Here is an 18,372-nt window from a genome sequence, read left to right as displayed (position 1 = left end):
GAGTACGAGGTAATTATACGAGTTTAGGCGGTTGCCAAATACTGTAGACTACAGTTTCTACAAAAGGATAAGGTACAAGTGTTTTTTCAGTCATCACCAATTGCTCTACTTGAGGCACGCTATAACTCGGCAAGACTAAGCTCACAGAAACGGCACAACATACACAAGCACAAAAAGGAGAACAAGCGTCGGCGGCATGATCGGTGTGTTGTTTTTCAACCAAGGCGGTTGCAACTGATTCTACCGACACCACAGGAGAAACGTATCTATCCGCACAAGGATAGAAAGAAATAACCGCTATGATTATTGCCAATACTAGAGATACTATGTATTTATACTGTTTCATCTCTACAAAAATAGCAAGTTTTTTGAATCTACACACTTCTTGATGTTCTTTTGCAATGCAATTGCATCTGTTTGTTTAGATTTGCTTTTTCTCTTTTTTGCTTTTTTGCTTTTTCGCAAGTTGTTTTTTCGCCAGATTATCGATGAAAGAATATATATCCTTAAATCAGAAAAATTAACTGTTAGATTTGCTTTTTCGTTTTTTCGCAAGTTGCTTTTTCGCCAGATTATCGATGAAAGAAAATATTTCCTTAAATCAGAAAAATTAACTGTTAGATTTGCTTTTTCGTTTTTTCGCAAGTTGCATTTTCGCTAGATTATCGATGAAAGAATATATTTCCTTAAATCAGAAATATTAACCGTTCACTGTTCACTGTTAACTGTTAACTGTTAGATTTGCTTTTTCGCTTTTTCGCCAGTTGCTTTTTCGCCCGATTATCGATGAAAGAAAATATTTCCTTAAATCAGAAAAATTAACCGTTAACTGTTAACCGTTAACTGTTAACCATTCTGGCACGGCTTTTGTGCTAAATTAAATACCCAAAATGCAAATAACAAGCAAATATAGATTACCCAAAAGTAGCCCGCATGTAAGATGCAAAAACAACAAACCCCTTGTAACCTTTTCCTCCCCAGGAAAAGGTTACTTTTTTATCCCCTCTCCTGCTTGCTTCAACCTTCTTCTTACGCTTCTTGTCAGTTAAAAAAATAAACTACCTTTGCTTCTGCTTCCTCAAATTTCAACAACTTCTAATTGAGGACTTGCTGCGCTAGTGCATCCTACCTTCTTATAAATAGCGCAGTATTTTTTGTTTCTTATTCTCTTCTTTTTTCACCTAAGTTCCCAAGAGGTTTACTTTGGGTTTGTTCGCCCAACACCCCTAGTTACTAAACTTACATTGAACGCCCCCTCATCTAATTCCCGATAATCCCATTTTTTGTTTTATTCTAACCGTCACTCGAAGTTGTGAAATCGCGATTTTGCTCTTCTAACTTCAAAAAAACACAAAAGACAATGCATACAAATTCACTGTATATTTTCACTGGTGGCCCAGGTAGTGGCAAAACCACCACATTAGACGCTTTAGCTGCGCTGGGATATAACATCATACCAGAATTATTCAACATCAAATCCAAGAAAAAGGCGAAGCTTTACCTTGGCAAAACAAACAGCTTTTTTTTGAATTGATGTTTGAGGCTTCTCTTGCTGATTATACCCAACAAATACATCCACTTGCTTTTTTTGATCGGGGTTTACCCGACAGTATGGGATATGCAAAATTGGAAAATCTTTTCATTTCTACCCAGCAACGTCAAATAGCACAGCAAACAAGCTATGCTTTTACTGTTTTTATTTTTCCTCCTTGGGAAGCGATTTACACCCAAGATAAAGAGCGCAAACAAGATTTTAACCTAGCTGTTCAAACATGTAACACCATGCGAGAGACTTATGCGCTGTTGGGCTATTCACTTGTGGATGTACCTTGTACAACCCTGGAAAAACGCGTAGAATTTATTTTAGATTATCTCCATTTAAACAAGTAGAAAATTTACCTTTGCATCCATACGCCCAATGGGTGCAATTTGTTTTATGGAATTAGATCTGATTTTCTATCTGTGCATTATTGCTTTCTGTGCAGGTTTTATTGATGCCATTGCAGGTGGTGGTGGCTTGATTCAAACCCCTCTAGGTTTAGCTTTACTGCCCAATATCCCTGTTTCTTCGGTAATTGGAACACTTAAAATCCCCGCCTTTTCCGGAACAGCTATCGCTGTGCTTCAATACCTCAAACAGACGCGTATTCAATGGTCCTATTTTTTATTTCTCGCTCTTATTTCTTTTGGGAGTGCTTTTGTAGGTTCATATACGCTAACGATTGTCAATAATGACTTTATGAAACCTTTACTCTTGGCTATCCTGATTGCGCTTTGGGTATTTACGTATTTCAAAAAGGATTTTACCAAAAAACACTTAACAGAAATAACTAAGCAAAAACGCTATATCTACGGAATACTTATCGCTGTAATTATTGGATTTTACGATGGCTTTATCGGTCCAGCAACGGGTACCTTCTTTATTATGGGGTTTATTTTCCTCATTGGATTCGACTTCTATAAGGCTTCTGCTTATGCGAAATTAATTAACCTCTTTACGAATTTGGGAAGTATCGGTTTATTCCTACTCAAAGGTCAAATTATTTGGTCCGTAGCACTCCCTATGGCTGTATGCAATGGCATTGGCGGTTACTGCGGAGCTAAACTAGCGATATTAAAAGGACAACAATGGGTGAGGTATGTTTTTCTTTTTATCATGCTGATTGCGATTGTGCGTTTTGGGTATGAGGTAATTAGAGGGTGAGTTGGTGTGGTGGTGAGTTGGTGAAATCGAAACGTAGTGAAGATTCATCGAATACCAAAACAAAACATAAACCTAATGAGATAAATATAAAATAAGTGAGATAGTTGGTGAGGTATCGGGTGTTGTGAAACAAAAAAACCAACCCTTATTCAAAATTGGTTCTCCAAAAATTAGTACAGTCTCTTAAATCACTTACTTCAAGTTTTTTTGTAAACTTTGAAGTTGATTTGTGATATATTCTAATCTTACTCTTAGTTTTTGGTATTCTTCTTCTGTGATTAATTCTAAATCTAAACATAGAATTAAAAAATTAATTACCTCAATTGCAGAGGAATATGCTATATTTAGAAACCGTCTCTTCTCTTTAGTAGATAACCTAGAAATTCCTTCTGCAATATTTGCTGCAACACTTGATATAGCTCTTCTTAATTGAGAAACTAAACCAAATTTTTCTTCTGAAGGAAAATTTCTTGTAAGTAAATAAATCGTTTTTGTTGTGTTTCTTGCATTTTGCCACACGGTTAATTTTTCAAAAGAGTAAATATGCATAAATCGAAAAAAATATAGAGATTTTGATCTTATAGTTACAACAAAAGGTGTTCCAAAATTACACCCTCAAAAAAAAAATTAACAACAAACAACATACGACCAACAACATACGACCAACAACATACGACCAACTCACCCTTCCAATTGTTCATCAATTTTTTCTTTGTCTTTACTACTGATCCACAGCTGACCGATTTTAGACATTCGAATACGCGTTAAAACATCCTTCGTACGACCATAATGATGAAATAAAGCATAGAGTAATATACCAATTCCCAGTATAGTAATAAACCCAAATATAATCTTATTTGCTCCTAGAATAGCGTTGATTTGCACGGTACTAAAACTGATAGTCCCTCCGGATTGAATCAGCCAAACATCATCCAAATACACCGCTAAATTGCTCAAGCTCTGCAATTGTAATTTGTATTGTAACCAAGTAAACAAAGCGCTAAAGATTCCAAGCGAAATAAACGTACGCCAAAGCAGAACAAAGCCGATTAAACTCAACAAACTTGGGATGTCCAATTTATCTAGGGTATAGTACCAAATCACAATAAATAAAATACTCATTCCCATTCCCTTAAAGAATTGAGGCAACAACCATAAATTATAGTTTAATTCGGGTACCATGAAGAAATACATCATTATGGTGTACATCATAAAAGCCGCAAAACCGGTAAACATAAGCATGCGAATTGGAATTAATCGATTAAACCACTGATAAGAAACAATAGCTCCTACTAATAATCCAGGAATCATCATCATATTCAAGGAAGCGTTGGTTAGCGCATTATATCCCAATACCCCCATAGCAAATGTATTTTGCATATTCGTTGTGGCTAAATACATTCCCAAAAACAGCAACATAACAATCCCGTGTCGCACGTTATTTTTGGAAAAAGCTTTTAGCGATAGAAAAGGACGTGTCAGCAATTTTTGTCGCAAGAAAAAGGAAAAGACGAACAAGACGAAAGTTAAAACGGCGTATTTTATTTGTGTTGATTCAAACCAGTTTTGTTGTTTTCCAAAGGCTAGAATATACCCCAAGATCATAAAGGAACTGATGTATAACAGCACACTCAGCCAATCGATATAATAAAGAGGGACTTTTCGCATAAAACGCTGGTTATGTTGAAATACAATACAAATCATCGCTCCTACTAAGCAGATTGAGGCATAGACCAAGTATCCAAATTGCCAATTGGCATAATAGGAAATTTTAGTAATATAATACCCTGCCATTTGCGTTACAACGAGAACTGCCGTATAAAAAATGCTGTAAAAACGTCCGCGATTACCATCTTTTGTCAAGATAAACATCAGCGGTAATACGACCTCCATCATCCCCAACATTTTGAAAACGCCAATTAAAAATGAAGCACCAATGATTACCTGAGGTTGATGCGTCGTTCCCATAACCACAAATAACAAGGCAATTCCCGTTAAGCTTCCTACTAGAATTTCTTTGGTTCTAAAACGCGCTTTGATACGAACAATCAAAGGCATAACGGTTCCCATTCCCACTACACTAGCGTAGTTTGCCCATAAATAATATTCACTCATGGCTCCTGTGCTCCCTACCAAATACGTAATATTTGGGGTATAGATGGCACTTATTCCAAAGAAAATCAAGGCTATTACGACAATGAGTAATAGCATGACTGACTTGGGTACCCAAGAGTAAAATAATCCTTGATTATACATAATTACGTTGTTCCTACTTGTTTTTTACTTGTACGTTCATATTCATTCCCGCCTTTAAACGCTGAACAGCTTCTCGATCATTGGCCGTGGTAAATTCAATACGCACCGGAATACGCTGTTGTACTTTAACGAAGTTTCCCGTTGAATTATCTGTTGGCATGCTAGAATAGCGATTTCCAGTGGCTGCCGATATGGCCGTTACGACTCCTTCGAATTGGGCTCCTCGTACAGCATCGGCTGTCATGGTCAATACCGTTCCAATCTGAACATCTGGCATTTGCGATTCAAGAAAATTAGCCGTTACCCATTTTTCATTGTCGCGTACAATTGTAGTTATTTGTTGGCTCGGATTGAGCAATTGCCCTGGGTTAATTAAGCGCCTTCCCATCGTTCCGTCATAAGGAGCTCGAATAACGGTATAGGACAAATTGAGTGCAGCCATATCCAACATCGCTTTGGTACGCTTGATATCTGCATCGTTTAACGCCAAGCGCGTTTGAATTTCCGAAACGGACAAACGCGTCGTTGTTTGTTGTTTTTTCAATGCTTCATAGGCAGATTTTGCCGCTTGATATTCTGTAATCACCTGATCGAATTGTTGTTGCGTTACCGCCTCTACTTTTAATAGATTCTCAAATCGATTTTTATTTTGCTCTGCATTCCACAAACGCGCCTGTGCACCTTGAATATTCGAATCAAAAACACCAATATTGTTGCTTGCTGTTTGCATACTAGACAAGGTTACTTCTTTAGCCGCTAGCGCGCTTAAATAAGCTGCTTCTGCTTGTTCTACTTGAGTGCGTATCTCGCGATCGTCCAAAACAACCAAAGTATCCCCTGCTTTGACGATTTGATGTTCTATAAATTTAATTGCTTTGATGTATCCAGATACACGCGTATTAATGGGGTTGATGTATTCTTCTACTTGTGCTGATTCCGTATAATCCTTATCGCCAATGTGGAAATACTTCGTTAACAACCAATAAAAAGCAAAAGCCACAACCAAGAAAGTCAAGGTATTGACCATAATAATCTTGCGCTTCTTTATTACATCTTGTTTATTGTTAATGGTAATGGGAGAACTTTTCTTTTCTTGAGGTTCTGTATGTGTAATCTTGTCTGTTTGTTCCATGATAATTGTAGCAATTTTACAACGTTCCCGTTGCATTTAATAAACTATAATATTGATAAAGTACATTAATTTGTGCATTGGAAAACTGTAATTCAGCTTCGAGTTTGGCATTCGTAGCATCTGTCATTTCTGCTTGAATGGCCAATTGATTCAGGTATTTTGCCTCTATAATGCGGTAGTTTTCTTGAGCTAAGTGCTGGCTTTTCTCTAAAAGATGAGCTTGTTGAATCGACTCTTCATACTTAGTATAAGCAGCATGAACACTCATTTCAACTTGTTGCATCACCAATAATTTCGTATCCTCTGCCTTTGCCTTTTCTAGTTTTTCTAACTTGACTTTTTGGGGCGTTTTATACAAATTATCTAAACTGTAATTCAAAGACACGCCTACTTGCCAAGTGTTGGAATACAGGTCCATAACGGGATTCGAGGTTGTAATTGGTCGACTCATCGTATAACCTCCCATAGCAATTAGAGCTGGATATTGATCTGTTTGAGCCAATTCGATTTTTTTATCCGCCGCTTCTATTCCCTTTTGTGTTTGTCTCAACATAGGGTGATGTTCATACGCCAACGCCAAATAACTATCATAAAGACCTATCAATTCCTTTTCTTTTACTACTTCAGAAGGGATAATGCGATTTTTTACCTCCAATCCCAAAGCAATATTTAAATTATAATTGACAATGGATACCTTGTTGTTCACCACCAAAAGAGCTTGATCGATATTTTGAAGGGCTAATTCTCCTCGAATAACTTCATTTCTCGTTAGCATACCTTGGCTGTAAAATTGCTTTACGTTGGCGAGTCGAATCTCTCCTAGCTGCTTGTTATTTTGATATACTTCTTGTTGATTCAACAATTTATAGAGGTCTAAGTAATTGGAAATCACCAAAAACTTAATATTCTGTTGATCCTTAATCCAATCCAACTCCGTTAGTTGCTGACCAATTGTCGAAAGCTCAATTGCCTTTTTAATGGCTCCTCCTTTATACAGTAATTCAGATGCTTGTATAGCATAGGAATTGCCAAAATGCGGCATATCTTTAGTTGTAACCTTCGAAAAATCGCGATCGAGAATCAAAACATCTCCAACATAAGCCCCAGTTGCAGCAATACCAATCGTCGGTAATTGTTGTTGTTTTAAGATTTGAGTTTGTTGGGTTGCAATTTCTTTTTGTTGGGCACTTATTTTGAGCTGTTGGTGATTCGCTAATGCTAGTTCAATGAGTTCTTCTACAGTTAGTTGCCTTGTTTTTTCTTGTGCATAACTCCCTATAGTTGAAAACAATAAAGCACCAAAACCAACGAGGATTGTGCGCAATTTTCTTTTCATTCTTTCCTTTGTTTAATCTGTACAAAGGTAAAGGACTACGCAAAGATCCTCAATGATTGAAATGAGGCATAAGATGTTCAAAAGTATTATTTAGCCTTATTAACCAGCGATCTATATTGCGTTGGACTCATCTCTAGATGTTTTTTAAAGAAGTGCGTAAAAGCATATTGATCGCTAAAATGGAGCTTAGTTGCAATTTCCTTGAGTGAGATAGACGAGTCATTTAACTGTGCTTTTGCTTCATTCACGATAAATTCGCTAATAATCTGATTGGGTGTACGTTGGGCTATTTCTTTCACTACGGCACTCAAATAGCGAATGGAAATCGAAAGGGCATCGGCATAAAACTGCACGCTTTTTTCTTGCAGATAATGATCCGAAACCAAATTGACAAAATTATACGTCAGCTTTTGTTGTCTGTTGAGTTGAGACAATTGTTCTTCGTGTAAAGGAGCAACAATTCCGACAAGGTGATAGAGCAAAATATTAAAATAACTTTGAATAATTTGCTCCGCATAGGTTGTGGTTTGAAAGTGTTGTGTATAGTGATCCAACAATTTTATATTCTCCCAAAAAACGGCAAATTCAGGAGCAGAAACTGTAAAAATACGCTTTAGTTGATTTTTCAAGTCTTTGTATACCTTCACCTTATTAAGTTGAAAGGTACTATGCTCAATAAAATCTCGATCATAGCCCATCAAACGAAATTCGGTATGGGGTTCTATTTCTATGATTTCATATACGTATTTCGTATTAATAAGAAGAAAAGAATAGCTGACAATTTCCATTTCGTGAATTTGTTCTTTCATGCGAATACGTCCTTGCAGTACAAACAAAATAGAAGAGCGCTTTGGGCGATAGGGCCTTCCTGAAACAGCTGTCTCGAAAATGGTATCTTCATTGTAAATGCGCAGCGCTTCGTATTGTTTCGGTACTTCAATTGTTGTGTCATTCATGCGTTCAATCTTATGGGGTACAAAGTACGAAATGAATTTTGTTTTTTTAGAAGTTGTGGATCTTCGATTAAAGAAGAAATATCCTTCAATCAGAAAAATAACTAAGAACTATTTTATCTTATTCTAAATAAGCCTACTACTGGACGAACAATTCTACTAAGGAGAGAATAATCCGCTATATTTGCATGCTTTTACTCTTTGGGTGTGTGTGCATCCAGAACAATAATAATTAATACAGAAACTCAACCCTTTAACCGTCAATTATGGAAGCAACTTCAACCGTGCCTTTTTCAAGGTATGAGAAATTTGTCATCTTTATACTTGCTATTACGCAATTTACTGTTATCCTAGATTTTATGGTCATGGCTCCTCTTGGGGATTTGCTCCTTAAAAGTTTAGCTATGGATACGCAGGATTTTGGTATCGCGGTTTCTGCCTATGCGTTTAGTGCGGGTGCAGCGGGATTACTTACAGCGGGATTTGCAGATAAATTTGATCGCAAGAAATTGTTGCTATTCTTTTATATTGGTTTTATTGTTGGCACTTTGTTCTGTGGTTTGGCTTACTCCTATGCAACACTAGTTGCGGCTCGAATCTTTACGGGTTTATTTGGTGGGGTAATTGGCTCCATCTCGATGGCCATTATAACGGATATTTTCAGCTTACAGCAACGTGGGCGCGTGATGGGATTCGTCCAAATGGGATTTGGCGCTAGTCAAGTACTGGGAATTCCCATTGGATTGTACATTGCCAACAAATGGGTTTGGGAAGCCCCTTTCTTTTTAATTGTTGCACTATCGATTATCATTGCGTTGCTGATTGGTTTTTATCTGCGTCCTGTCAATGCACATTTAGCTCTCCAACAAGATCACAAACCGCTAGTTCACCTTTGGAATACGCTAAAAAACAAAGAATACCGCATTGGTTTTGTCGCAACAACTTTCCTTTCCGTAGGTGGTTTTATGATGATGCCTTTCGGGACGATCTTTGCTGTAAATAACCTCGGAGTTCACCCAGATCAACTGCCATTATTGTTTATGGTTTCTGGAATTACTTCTTTGATTTTCATGCCTTTTATCGGAAAACTAAGTGATAAAATGAATAAATATATACTCTTTAGTATTGCTTCGATTTGGTTGATGCTCGTTTGTGTAGTGTATACGAATATGGCTCAAATTCCCCTGTGGTTGGTGATGGTAATCAACGTCTTAATGATGTTTGGTATTATGAGTCGCATGGTCCCTTCTTCTGCCCTAACCAGTGCTGTTCCGGAAGGTAAAGACCGCGGTGCTTTTATGAGTATCAACTCCTCTATTCAACAAATTGCCGGTGGAATCGCCGCTGCTATTGCAGGTTTAATCGTATATCAAGAACACAAAAATAGCCCGTTGGTCAACTACGATATCGTAGGCTATGTTGTAGTAGGTGTTTCGTGTTTGAGTATTGCCTTGATGTATCGCGTAAATCAATTGATTCAGACAAAACGATAAGAGGTGAGCTTTGTTTTTTCGCAAGTTGCTTTTTTGCTAGACTATTGATTAAAGAAAATATATCCTTAAAATCAGAAAATTAGCCGATAATCTGATGACGGTTAACTACCACTGTCTAACGCCTAATTTTTCTAAGCAATCTGCTAAATGTGTTTGTTGTTCTACATGGAGTGAATGCGCACTTATTCTCGGTTTGAATACCGTATTTTTTCCATGTCGTATATGAAGTTTAGCCGATTTACCATACTGAGTAAACATCGAACTATAGTCATACGTCAATTCGTCTAAAGGATAGCGTTCTGTTGTTTTTTTTCCCCATCGACTATAGGTGTAGACCAACTGTCGCTGTACTCCATCGAGTTGAATCTCAATATCGGCATATACATAACTAAACAACACAATAACTGCAGGTATAGCGATTGCACACAAAACGATACTTAAGTAATTCAATTCCATCGTATATCCAATAGCTCCTCCGCCAATGAAAAAAAACAGAGGCATAAAATAATCTATTTGGATTACATAGGTATAATTCATTTTATTTGCGATTTACTCGAAGAAACACTTGTTTCGTTCCCTTTTGATCAAAACGGTATACGATTAGTTCAGCTGAATTTGCATCTTGCATAATATGATCACCTTTGATGATTTCTTTAGGTGCATCGAAAGTATAGCTACTGAACAGATTACCTGCAGCATCATAAAAAGAATAGTTTCCATCAGAGGAAACCTCAATTTTATCTACAACAAAGTCAATAGCTTCGGTTTGTACTACTTCTACCTTGCTCGGTTGACTCTTCATAAAATGATTGAATTGCAGTACAGCAACAGTCACAACAACAATAACGATAATGATACCTTTTTTCAATGGGTTGGGATTTTATTGGGATAAAACTACGATTTAAATTTTTGATTGGGAAACATAATCTTTGTAGGAAAATGCTTTTATGTTTTTTTGCTAGTTGCTTTCCTATAGCTTGCCCCTCAAAATATACAACAATTTACATCTCATCTTCCATCGCTCTTTCTTTGAGAGGATGTACTTTTTTGTCACTCGTTTTCCAAATGACCTATATCCTTAGACAAAAAAACACTAAGTTGCATCAACAATATACAAAAAAGCTTGTCAACCCTTTGAATTTGGTGATTTTTTAAGCAATGTATTCAGTCTTCATTTTGTATTTGTTCGGTAAAAGGGCGTAAAACCAAGCAAACACCGAACAAACACAAAAGGAACCTTTAACTCACCTTTACTAACATATTATTTTTCAGTATTTTATATTTTATTTACTAAACAAAACAGGATATTTTATGTCATTTTATCCCAAAAGTAGTAGGGCACTACCCGAAGGCACGGACACAGATTATCTCCATGCTTTAGCTGTTGCGAACAAAAGTTATTAGGGAATCTAAACCATCTATACTTTTTTTTAAAGGCTAAAAAAGAACCAAACACAACTGCATAAAAACACATGCTTTACATCCACGACCCACGCTCGTCATGTCACCCTGAGGTTACGAAGGGTCGCATCCTACAAGGCTTTGAAAGACGAGCGTGATTGACGGATGTTGAGTAACAAATGCGATTTCTCCTTCGTCGAAATGACATACTGGGTAGAATTAAATGTGTTACCATACCGAATGGATAATAATTTGTTTCCTCAATGATCTTCCCAACATCGATCTTATTATTTTTTGTTGGCATCAGTAATTTTACAATTGCAATTTAAAAAATATCTTACTCTTTTTTACCATAAAGCAATATCCTTTTAAAAGCATATAAAGCAGGTAGCTTTTTAAAAGAATTCGCTATTTCTGCTTTAAAAGCTGCAATAAACAAAGCTTTTTTGTCCTCTTCTAACCTTTCTAAATAAGGTATTAAAGCAGAGCCAGCAATAAATTCATATAAGGTATGATGATCTTGAGCTATTATTGGATAAATACGTTGAGAAATACTCAACTGACTTAACCCACCATCAAACATAATTTGGGCATAATCATCTAATGCCAATACAGAAGAAGGTCTATTCCATCCTTTTAGCTGGGTTCGATAAGGCTCTGATTCCGCAAGGGTGTAAAGTAATTTGTTTAGTATATTTTCTGGTTGATAGGGCATCTGAACAACAAACTGTCCTCCTGAATTTAATTTAGCAATAAGCTTTGGAAATAAATCTTGATGATTATCAGACCATTGCAGTGCGGCATTGCTAAAAATAACATCCCACGATTCATTCGTTTCTACAAAGTTTTCTATGGTTTGACATTGAAATTCTAACCGATCGGATTTTAAAAGTGCTGCTTGTTCAAGCATTTCTACAGAAGAATCAATTCCTATAAAAGTGGCTTGTTTGAATTTTTCAACTAACAATGCGGTTTGTTCTCCTGTACCACATCCCAAATCAACTGATTTCATGATTGGTGTTTCCTGAATCATGGCACTTAAGTCGAAAAACGGCAAAAAACGAACCTGCTTAAACTTGTTATATACTACTGGATTCCAAGGCATAATACCCTATTTTAAAATTATATACTAAACTACGGAGACGCTAGTGAAATACCAGTTACAATCTACTAAAAATAAGCAGGAGTTTATGTGATTTTTGTAAAAATAAGGCTATAAACTAAGAATTTAATACAGACTGAACAAGAAGTATGGCATGCTTTTATGTCCTCTTACCACTAGTTATTCTAATCATTTTTGTCTGAACTAAAGACTAAATTACGAAGATAAAACAGCAGCCGTAACGTATTTCTCAAAGATTTTCTTTGCCTTTTTCTTCGTTACTTCTTTTTTATAAGTATCGTGTTCTGAAAGGTAGACTACGGGAGCCTTTTTACACATGCCTTGACACTTCATTTTACACAACGCATAATCGGCTCCGAGACCACTTTCTTCAAGTAAATCTTCAAAGCATGCTTTGGCTTCTTCATTGTATCGGCAACATTTTTTTCCATCGCAAACGAAGATTGTTCGCTCACCTTTCTTAACTTTACTCATTTGGATCAAAGTTTGCTGCAAATATATGGTTATATTTATCTATTCTAAATAAATTTTTAGTTAAAATGCGCCCAATAAAAACAAGATACTATCTCATCGGATTCGCTGTGTTTCTGATACTTAAAAATATACTAACCTCAAATGCCGAATGGGTTGAACGCTTTTATACCCATGGGTTTTATGCGGTTTACTTGCGTCTGATTACCGCGTGTACTAACCTATTTCCCTTCTCTCTTGGCGATGTACTTTACTTTTTAGTTGGATTATTTCTCTTGTGGAAAATTCGCCATCTTTGGAAAAAGAACCGCGAGACCAAGAAGCGAATACGTGCTTATGTGGGTTTACTCCTCAAAGGATGTGTTGTTTTTTATGTTGCTTTTAACCTCTTCTGGGGATTCAATAACTATCGAATTCCCTTAGCCACACAGCTTGATTTACAACAAGGTTATACCAAACAAGAGCTTTTGGAGTTGACTCAAATTATGATTCAACAAACCAATGCCTTACAGCTGGCTATAACCCAAGATTCTTTACAGGCTGTTGTACTTCCGTCTAACAAAGACCAAATTCGACAAGACGCTCAATTGGGCATGCATACCTTAAGCGAATCTACCCAATGGTTTACATACGGCAGTCAAAAGGCTAAAGGTTCTTTGTATAGTTTGCCTTTAACCTACATGGGATTTTCAGGTTATGTCAATCCTTTTACCTTAGAAGCACAAGTCAATACCAAAATTCCAACCTCTACATTGATTGTTACCTCCTCCCATGAAATTGCACATCAAGTCGGTTATGCCAAAGAAAGCGAAGCCAACTTTATCGGTTTTTTAGCTGCTAAAAAACAAGAAGACATTCGCTATCAATATTCTGCCAATATCTTTGCCCTGCGCTACTGTTTAAAAGCGTTGGAATCGGAAGAAACCGAAAGTGACTTTAAAGTTTTACTTGAAGAGATTCACCCAGGAGTACACACCAATTTAATCGAAAACACCTTATTTTGGCACTCCTATAAAACGGTAACGAATTCAATATTCAAGTTCATTTACAGTAACTTCCTCAAGATCAACAACCAAAAAGAGGGCATTCGCTCCTACAATAAGTTTATTGATTTATTGATTCACTACAATAAAAAAGAGCCTGTGTTTACAGGCTCTTTCTAAATTTATTCATTATTCTTCGTAAAACTTTCTTCGTTTTTCTTCTTATATGGTCGAACGATTAAACGCGCTTGACGATCAAACATTAAGTAGTTGTATAGCCAATTCCAGAACACCAAGAATTTATTTCTAAATCCGATTAGAGACATTAAATGCACAAACATCCAAACGAACCAAGCGAAGAATCCACTAAATTGAAATCTAGGCAAATCGACTACGGCTTTATTTCTTCCGATGGTTGCCATAGACCCTTTGTCGTTGTAGACAAACTTTTTCAGCGGTTTTCCGTCTCTTAATTGAATTAAGTTATTCGCTAGTAATTGTCCTTGTTGAATAGCGGGTTGTGCCATCATCGGGTGTCCCATGGGCAAATGTTCCGTTACCATAGCCGCTACGTCTCCAATAGCAAAAATGGAATCAAATCCTTCTACTTGATTGTATTCGTTGACTTTTAATCGGTTTCCTCTTTGAATCACAGCCGCTTCAAATCCATCAATCACGGCTCCCATTACACCTGCTGTCCAAATAACCGTTTCTGCTTTAAATTCTCTTCCTGATTTTGTTTGTACCGTCTTGCCATCAAAATCAGTTACAATTTCATTCACCCATACATTCACTCCTAATTTCTCTAAGAACTCTTGGGCTTTACGGGATGCTTTATCTGACATCGCATCCAAAACCTTAGCACCTCCTTGAATGACGTTGATTTCCATTTGTCTGATATCCAGATCGGGATAATCTTTTGGCAACACGTGTTTCTTCATTTCTGCCAAAGCACCAGCCAACTCTACTCCTGTCGGTCCTGCTCCTACAATAACGAAGTTCATTAAGGCGCGTTTCTCTTTTTCGTCATTGGTCAACAACGCTTCTTCAAAATTTTCCAATACCAAGCTTCGGATGTTTAACGATTGTGGAATCGTTTTCATCGCCATACTGTTTTGCTGAATAGCGGTATTACCGAAAAAGTTTGTTTTAGACCCCGTAGCGATCACTAAGTAATCAAAAAAGATGGTGCCGATATCGGCGATTACTTTTTTATTTTCTGTATCAATGCGTTGCACTTGAGCCACGCGAAAGAAAATTCCCTCATAGTTTTGAACCACCTTTCGAATCGGAAATGCAATAGATCCCGATTCCAAACCGCCAGTTGCGACTTGGTAAAGTAAAGGTTGAAACGTATGATAATTATGCTTATCTAATAGTACAACTTGAAAATTTTTGTTTTTCAATTTCTTAGCTAATGCTAATCCACCAAATCCTCCTCCAATAATTACAACTCGAGGACGATTAGATGTAGGAATATTCATCATAACTAGGCTGTTTTGTCCTACAAATTTACGACTATTTATCAAGTTTTGCGTTTCCTACTACAGGGAAGGAAAGAAAATCAATTTTCCCATTTATCTACTACACAAAAAACAAAGGTTTTTACTATTCAATTGCTAAAAATAAAGGCTTAAAATAGCAATTCAAAAAAATTAAGCAAAATACCTTCGCCTTTTTTTATTTAGCCTAATTTTTTATTTAAGGAAAGAATTAACATTTCTGCCCTATTCCCGGGTATTTACAAAGCCTTTAGTATAGATACAAAACAAAAAAACCGACGATTAAGTCGGTTGTATCTCTAAAAGTTATTTCGAATATTTCGAATTAATGGCTCTAAGCCGTTTAATTTTAATTCGTATACCAAAGCGAGTTGTTGGCCTAATTTCCCTTTTGGAAAACCCTTATTGTGGTACCAAACGACATAGTATTCTGGCAAATCAATCAGGTATTTGCCTTCGTATTTGCCAAAAGGCATTTTGGCTTTAGCCAATTCAACCAGTTCTCTTTGATTGTCTAGTATTATTTCTGCGTCCAGTTAAACGTTATTTCCTTTTCTATTTCGGGATGCAAACTCAATAAAACGGGGCAATGCATGGCTACGCGTTCTAAGATTACACGCTCCTTTTCATTAGCAGTACTCAACATCTTAATGTGTAAAGTTACTTTTTTAATTCGCCTTGGTTCCCCTTGCATTTCTTTAAAAACGTCAATCGTAGAACCGACCATATCAACCCCCAATTCATTGGCTTTAATTCCCATAATCGTCATGGCACAAGATCCTGCAGCATTGGTTACCATATCGGTTGGGGAAAAAGCTTGTCCTTTTCCGTGGTTATCCACTGGTGCGTCTGTAATAATTTTTTCTCCAGATTGCAGGTGAGTTGATTCGGTTCTCAAATCTCCTAAATACGTTATTTTTGACAACATTATTCTACTACTTTTACGGTTAAATCATCATTATATTGCAGGATATACACTCCTCTGTTTCGCACAGTTCCCTCTGGATTTTTACTGTACACAAATTTATTCTCTATTTCTGTCGATTTCATTCCCAAAGCTCCTGTAAAGCCTTCTTTCTGAAACATGCGCAAAATAACGTCTAAAGTAACGTCATATCCGCGAATAGCGAAGCGATTAGGCATCGCGTTATTTAACGCTTTATATTCTCTCGCAAAGGCTGTATCTAGGCTTGACTCACTATCTCTTGTTACGGAAGGAAAAGTATAGTGTAAGGCTACTAAGGTTTCAATCTTAATTTCTCCATAATCAAAGACTTCACTTTTGTCGAAAGAAGCAACTTGAATATCAAAGCTCGTTGTTTTTCCCTTTAATTTATCTGTTAACAAAAGTGCAGATTCGATACTATTGGAATCTAGGATAAATGCATTGTTCTTTCCTGCAACCAATGTTTTATCGACCTCTTTTATTTCTTTGGTATCGATTACTTTTATGTTGGGATAATGACGTTGCATAAAGCGCTTTGTCGATGCTTTTTTCTCATCTACAATCACGGTAATTTTACTGTCCTTTTGAATAAGATACTCCAACAAGGTCTGTTTGAGTACATCGCCATAGGGCATTGTTTGCACTAATTGAGACGAGGGGTTAGCCTTTTCATTAGACAAAGGAGAAACCAATACGATATCACTATTAGGCAAAGCTTTTACTGCATCATCGACATTACTTTGAAAGAAAGGCCCAATAATTACTTCTGTTTTATTTAAATTTTCACTTGCTAAGATGCGCTTAACATCTGAACTGCTTTTTGTCTCATTAGAGTCAAAAACTTTAACTGTTAGGGGTAGACCCATACCCACAGCCTTATCAATGGCTAATTTAGCTCCTAAATAGAAATCCATCGTCATATTTAAGAATCCATCGGTTTTCATGCGTTCGTTGGCATTATCTCCCACACGAGACGCATTAAAGGGCAACAACAACACTAATTCCTTGGACGTATAGCGATCCAGACTTTGTGTTAAATCCACAAAAGAACCCGAAGATTCCAAATTCCACTTGGGTTGTGGAGTCGAACTACTCGCTTTGTTCTCTCCTGAATTTGGTATTTTCACTTCCATACCAACCTGCAAACCTTTTCTCAATTCAGGATTGAGTTCTACCAATTCCTCAATAGAAATATTGTTTTCTTTAGCCAAGCTAAATAGCGTTTGCTTGGGTTCGATAGTAATCGTGCGATATTGTTCCGTTTCTTTGGATGTAGTCGGTGTGGTCACCGAAGTTGTTGGTTTTACTTCAGCGGCAGCAGTAGTTGAAACAACTGTCTTTCCTGAAGTAGGTACTTTTATCTTTTGTCCACTCTTCAATCCTTCGCTCAATTCTGGATTCAACTCCATAATCTTTTGCACACTCGTTTGGTATTCTACCGCCAAACTATAGAGTGTTTGCTTGGGTTCTATTTCGATTTCCTTATATCCTATTTTAGCTTTATCTACAGGTGTGTCTGCTTTTGTAGCCGCTAGCATTACCTTAACTGTAGCTGCTTGATCTGTAACAGCAGTAGTGGAAGAAGGTGAGATAAAAAGAGTCGTATTTGCCTTTAAACCACTGCGTTCCAACTCTGGATTCCATTGATATAAATCTTGTACACTCACGTTGTATTGGCGACTGATCCCAAAGACTGTTTCCTTGGATTGTACCACGTGTGTTTTTCGTTTTACATCTGTTGACTTTGCCGTTTGAGTCGTTGTAGAAATATTCGTTACAGCTGTTTTTGCTTGTGTTTTACTAGCGGGAACTTGAATGACATCGCCTTCTTTAATTCCCGTTTTAGCCTCTGGATTCAATCGCAAAACCTCGCTAACAGAAATTTTGTGTTCTCGAGCTATTTTACTAATTGTCTCCCCTTTACTCACGCGATACGTGGTGTAATTTGACTCTTGAGCGAAGGCTAATCCACTGGTAAAAATAAAGGCTGTTAAAGCTATAACGATTTTCTTTTTCATCTTGGTAGTTTTATAAAAGCGAATAAGTCGCTATACAAATATACAGCGACTTAT

At 36.9% G+C, this 18,372-nt stretch carries 17 protein-coding genes and 1 pseudogene; 4 read left to right on the top strand and 14 right to left on the bottom strand.

Annotated elements, in window-relative coordinates:
* Positions 1-13: 13 nt before the first annotated feature.
* The gene (locus tag FBR08_RS14285) at positions 14-346 is read right to left on the bottom strand and encodes a hypothetical protein (protein WP_158963337.1); all 333 of its coding nucleotides are present in this window, start codon (positions 344-346) and stop codon (positions 14-16) included.
* 1,014 nt (positions 347-1,360) lie between these two features.
* Here FBR08_RS14285 and FBR08_RS14280 point away from each other — a divergent pair.
* Positions 1,361-1,890 (top strand): annotated as a pseudogene (locus FBR08_RS14280) (AAA family ATPase).
* A 46-nt stretch (positions 1,891-1,936) separates the two neighbouring features.
* The gene (locus tag FBR08_RS14275; RefSeq protein WP_158963336.1) at positions 1,937-2,704 is read left to right on the top strand and encodes a sulfite exporter TauE/SafE family protein; all 768 of its coding nucleotides are present in this window, start codon (positions 1,937-1,939) and stop codon (positions 2,702-2,704) included.
* Between the two features lie 192 nt (positions 2,705-2,896).
* On the opposite strand, the gene FBR08_RS14270 is transcribed toward FBR08_RS14275, so the two are convergent.
* From FBR08_RS14270 to FBR08_RS14250, 5 genes are all read right to left on the bottom strand, one after another.
* A complete protein-coding gene (locus FBR08_RS14270) occupies positions 2,897-3,253 on the bottom strand; it encodes a four helix bundle protein (protein ID WP_158963335.1) in 357 nt (118 codons plus the stop codon).
* A gap of 132 nt (positions 3,254-3,385) precedes the next feature.
* The gene (locus FBR08_RS14265; RefSeq protein WP_199268606.1) at positions 3,386-4,960 is read right to left on the bottom strand and encodes an MFS transporter; all 1,575 of its coding nucleotides are present in this window, start codon (positions 4,958-4,960) and stop codon (positions 3,386-3,388) included.
* A gap of 13 nt (positions 4,961-4,973) precedes the next feature.
* Entirely contained in the window at positions 4,974-6,092 is a 1,119-nt protein-coding gene (locus tag FBR08_RS14260) for an HlyD family secretion protein (protein WP_158963334.1), read from the bottom strand.
* Positions 6,093-6,108: 16 nt separating this feature from the next.
* Entirely contained in the window at positions 6,109-7,428 is a 1,320-nt protein-coding gene (locus FBR08_RS14255; protein ID WP_158963333.1) for a TolC family protein, read from the bottom strand.
* An 86-nt stretch (positions 7,429-7,514) separates the two neighbouring features.
* On the bottom strand, positions 7,515-8,384 hold the full coding sequence (locus FBR08_RS14250) for a helix-turn-helix domain-containing protein (protein ID WP_158963332.1): 870 nt from the start codon (positions 8,382-8,384) through the stop codon (positions 7,515-7,517).
* A gap of 263 nt (positions 8,385-8,647) precedes the next feature.
* Between FBR08_RS14250 and FBR08_RS14245 the strand changes: the two genes are divergently transcribed.
* Positions 8,648-9,874, top strand: coding sequence for an MFS transporter (locus tag FBR08_RS14245; RefSeq protein WP_158963331.1), 1,227 nt, complete (start codon positions 8,648-8,650; stop codon positions 9,872-9,874).
* 105 nt (positions 9,875-9,979) lie between these two features.
* Here the strand turns inward: FBR08_RS14245 and FBR08_RS14240 are convergent, their stop codons facing one another.
* The 4 genes from FBR08_RS14240 to FBR08_RS14225 all read right to left on the bottom strand — a co-directional run bounded on the left by FBR08_RS14240 (position 9,980) and on the right by FBR08_RS14225 (position 12,872).
* Positions 9,980-10,411 carry a hypothetical protein gene (locus FBR08_RS14240; protein ID WP_158963330.1) on the bottom strand — a complete coding sequence of 144 codons (432 nt, stop codon included), beginning with the start codon at positions 10,409-10,411 and terminating at the stop codon, positions 9,980-9,982.
* A gap of 1 nt (position 10,412) precedes the next feature.
* Entirely contained in the window at positions 10,413-10,742 is a 330-nt protein-coding gene (locus tag FBR08_RS14235; RefSeq protein WP_158963329.1) for a hypothetical protein, read from the bottom strand.
* Positions 10,743-11,612: 870 nt separating this feature from the next.
* Positions 11,613-12,380: a methyltransferase domain-containing protein gene (locus FBR08_RS14230; protein ID WP_158963328.1), complete on the bottom strand. Its 768-nt coding sequence runs from the start codon at positions 12,378-12,380 to the stop codon at positions 11,613-11,615.
* 213 nt (positions 12,381-12,593) lie between these two features.
* Positions 12,594-12,872: a (2Fe-2S) ferredoxin domain-containing protein gene (locus FBR08_RS14225; RefSeq protein ID WP_002985161.1), complete on the bottom strand. Its 279-nt coding sequence runs from the start codon at positions 12,870-12,872 to the stop codon at positions 12,594-12,596.
* A 65-nt stretch (positions 12,873-12,937) separates the two neighbouring features.
* Between FBR08_RS14225 and FBR08_RS14220 the strand changes: the two genes are divergently transcribed.
* Positions 12,938-14,032 (top strand): DUF3810 domain-containing protein, encoded by a 1,095-nt coding sequence (locus FBR08_RS14220; protein WP_158963327.1) that lies wholly within the window; start codon positions 12,938-12,940, stop codon positions 14,030-14,032.
* 2 nt (positions 14,033-14,034) lie between these two features.
* Here the strand turns inward: FBR08_RS14220 and FBR08_RS14215 are convergent, their stop codons facing one another.
* The 4 genes from FBR08_RS14215 to FBR08_RS14200 form a co-directional block, all read right to left on the bottom strand.
* A complete protein-coding gene (locus tag FBR08_RS14215) occupies positions 14,035-15,339 on the bottom strand; it encodes an NAD(P)/FAD-dependent oxidoreductase (protein WP_158963326.1) in 1,305 nt (434 codons plus the stop codon).
* 314 nt (positions 15,340-15,653) lie between these two features.
* A complete protein-coding gene (locus FBR08_RS14210) occupies positions 15,654-15,875 on the bottom strand; it encodes a DUF3820 family protein (protein ID WP_158964315.1) in 222 nt (73 codons plus the stop codon).
* Positions 15,875-16,282, bottom strand: coding sequence for an OsmC family protein (locus tag FBR08_RS14205; RefSeq protein WP_158963325.1), 408 nt, complete (start codon positions 16,280-16,282; stop codon positions 15,875-15,877). Before FBR08_RS14205 ends, FBR08_RS14210 begins: the two co-directional genes overlap by 1 nt.
* Positions 16,282-18,318 carry a LysM peptidoglycan-binding domain-containing protein gene (locus tag FBR08_RS14200; RefSeq protein WP_158963324.1) on the bottom strand — a complete coding sequence of 679 codons (2,037 nt, stop codon included), beginning with the start codon at positions 18,316-18,318 and terminating at the stop codon, positions 16,282-16,284. Before FBR08_RS14200 ends, FBR08_RS14205 begins: the two co-directional genes overlap by 1 nt.
* Positions 18,319-18,372 lie beyond the last annotated feature (54 nt).

This window comes from Myroides fluvii (assembly GCF_009792295.1).
Taxonomy (GTDB): domain Bacteria; phylum Bacteroidota; class Bacteroidia; order Flavobacteriales; family Flavobacteriaceae; genus Flavobacterium; species Flavobacterium fluvii_A.
This window is presented reverse-complemented; position numbering and strand designations above follow the sequence as displayed.

Excerpts from the sequence above, each read along its gene's own strand:
- FBR08_RS14285 (WP_158963337.1), bottom strand. The coding sequence starts at position 346 with ATGAAACAGTATAAATACATAGTATCTCTAGTATTGGCAATAATCATA.
- FBR08_RS14275 (WP_158963336.1), top strand. The coding sequence starts at position 1,937 with ATGGAATTAGATCTGATTTTCTATCTGTGCATTATTGCTTTCTGTGCA.
- FBR08_RS14270 (WP_158963335.1), bottom strand. The coding sequence starts at position 3,253 with ATGCATATTTACTCTTTTGAAAAATTAACCGTGTGGCAAAATGCAAGA.
- FBR08_RS14265 (WP_199268606.1), bottom strand. The coding sequence starts at position 4,960 with ATGTATAATCAAGGATTATTTTACTCTTGGGTACCCAAGTCAGTCATG.
- FBR08_RS14260 (WP_158963334.1), bottom strand. The coding sequence starts at position 6,092 with ATGGAACAAACAGACAAGATTACACATACAGAACCTCAAGAAAAGAAA.
- FBR08_RS14255 (WP_158963333.1), bottom strand. The coding sequence starts at position 7,428 with ATGAAAAGAAAATTGCGCACAATCCTCGTTGGTTTTGGTGCTTTATTG.
- FBR08_RS14250 (WP_158963332.1), bottom strand. The coding sequence starts at position 8,384 with ATGAATGACACAACAATTGAAGTACCGAAACAATACGAAGCGCTGCGC.
- FBR08_RS14245 (WP_158963331.1), top strand. The coding sequence starts at position 8,648 with ATGGAAGCAACTTCAACCGTGCCTTTTTCAAGGTATGAGAAATTTGTC.
- FBR08_RS14240 (WP_158963330.1), bottom strand. The coding sequence starts at position 10,411 with ATGAATTATACCTATGTAATCCAAATAGATTATTTTATGCCTCTGTTT.
- FBR08_RS14230 (WP_158963328.1), bottom strand. The coding sequence starts at position 12,380 with ATGCCTTGGAATCCAGTAGTATATAACAAGTTTAAGCAGGTTCGTTTT.
- FBR08_RS14225 (WP_002985161.1), bottom strand. The coding sequence starts at position 12,872 with ATGAGTAAAGTTAAGAAAGGTGAGCGAACAATCTTCGTTTGCGATGGA.
- FBR08_RS14220 (WP_158963327.1), top strand. The coding sequence starts at position 12,938 with ATGCGCCCAATAAAAACAAGATACTATCTCATCGGATTCGCTGTGTTT.
- FBR08_RS14215 (WP_158963326.1), bottom strand. The coding sequence starts at position 15,339 with ATGATGAATATTCCTACATCTAATCGTCCTCGAGTTGTAATTATTGGA.
- FBR08_RS14205 (WP_158963325.1), bottom strand. The coding sequence starts at position 16,282 with ATGTTGTCAAAAATAACGTATTTAGGAGATTTGAGAACCGAATCAACT.
- FBR08_RS14200 (WP_158963324.1), bottom strand. The coding sequence starts at position 18,318 with ATGAAAAAGAAAATCGTTATAGCTTTAACAGCCTTTATTTTTACCAGT.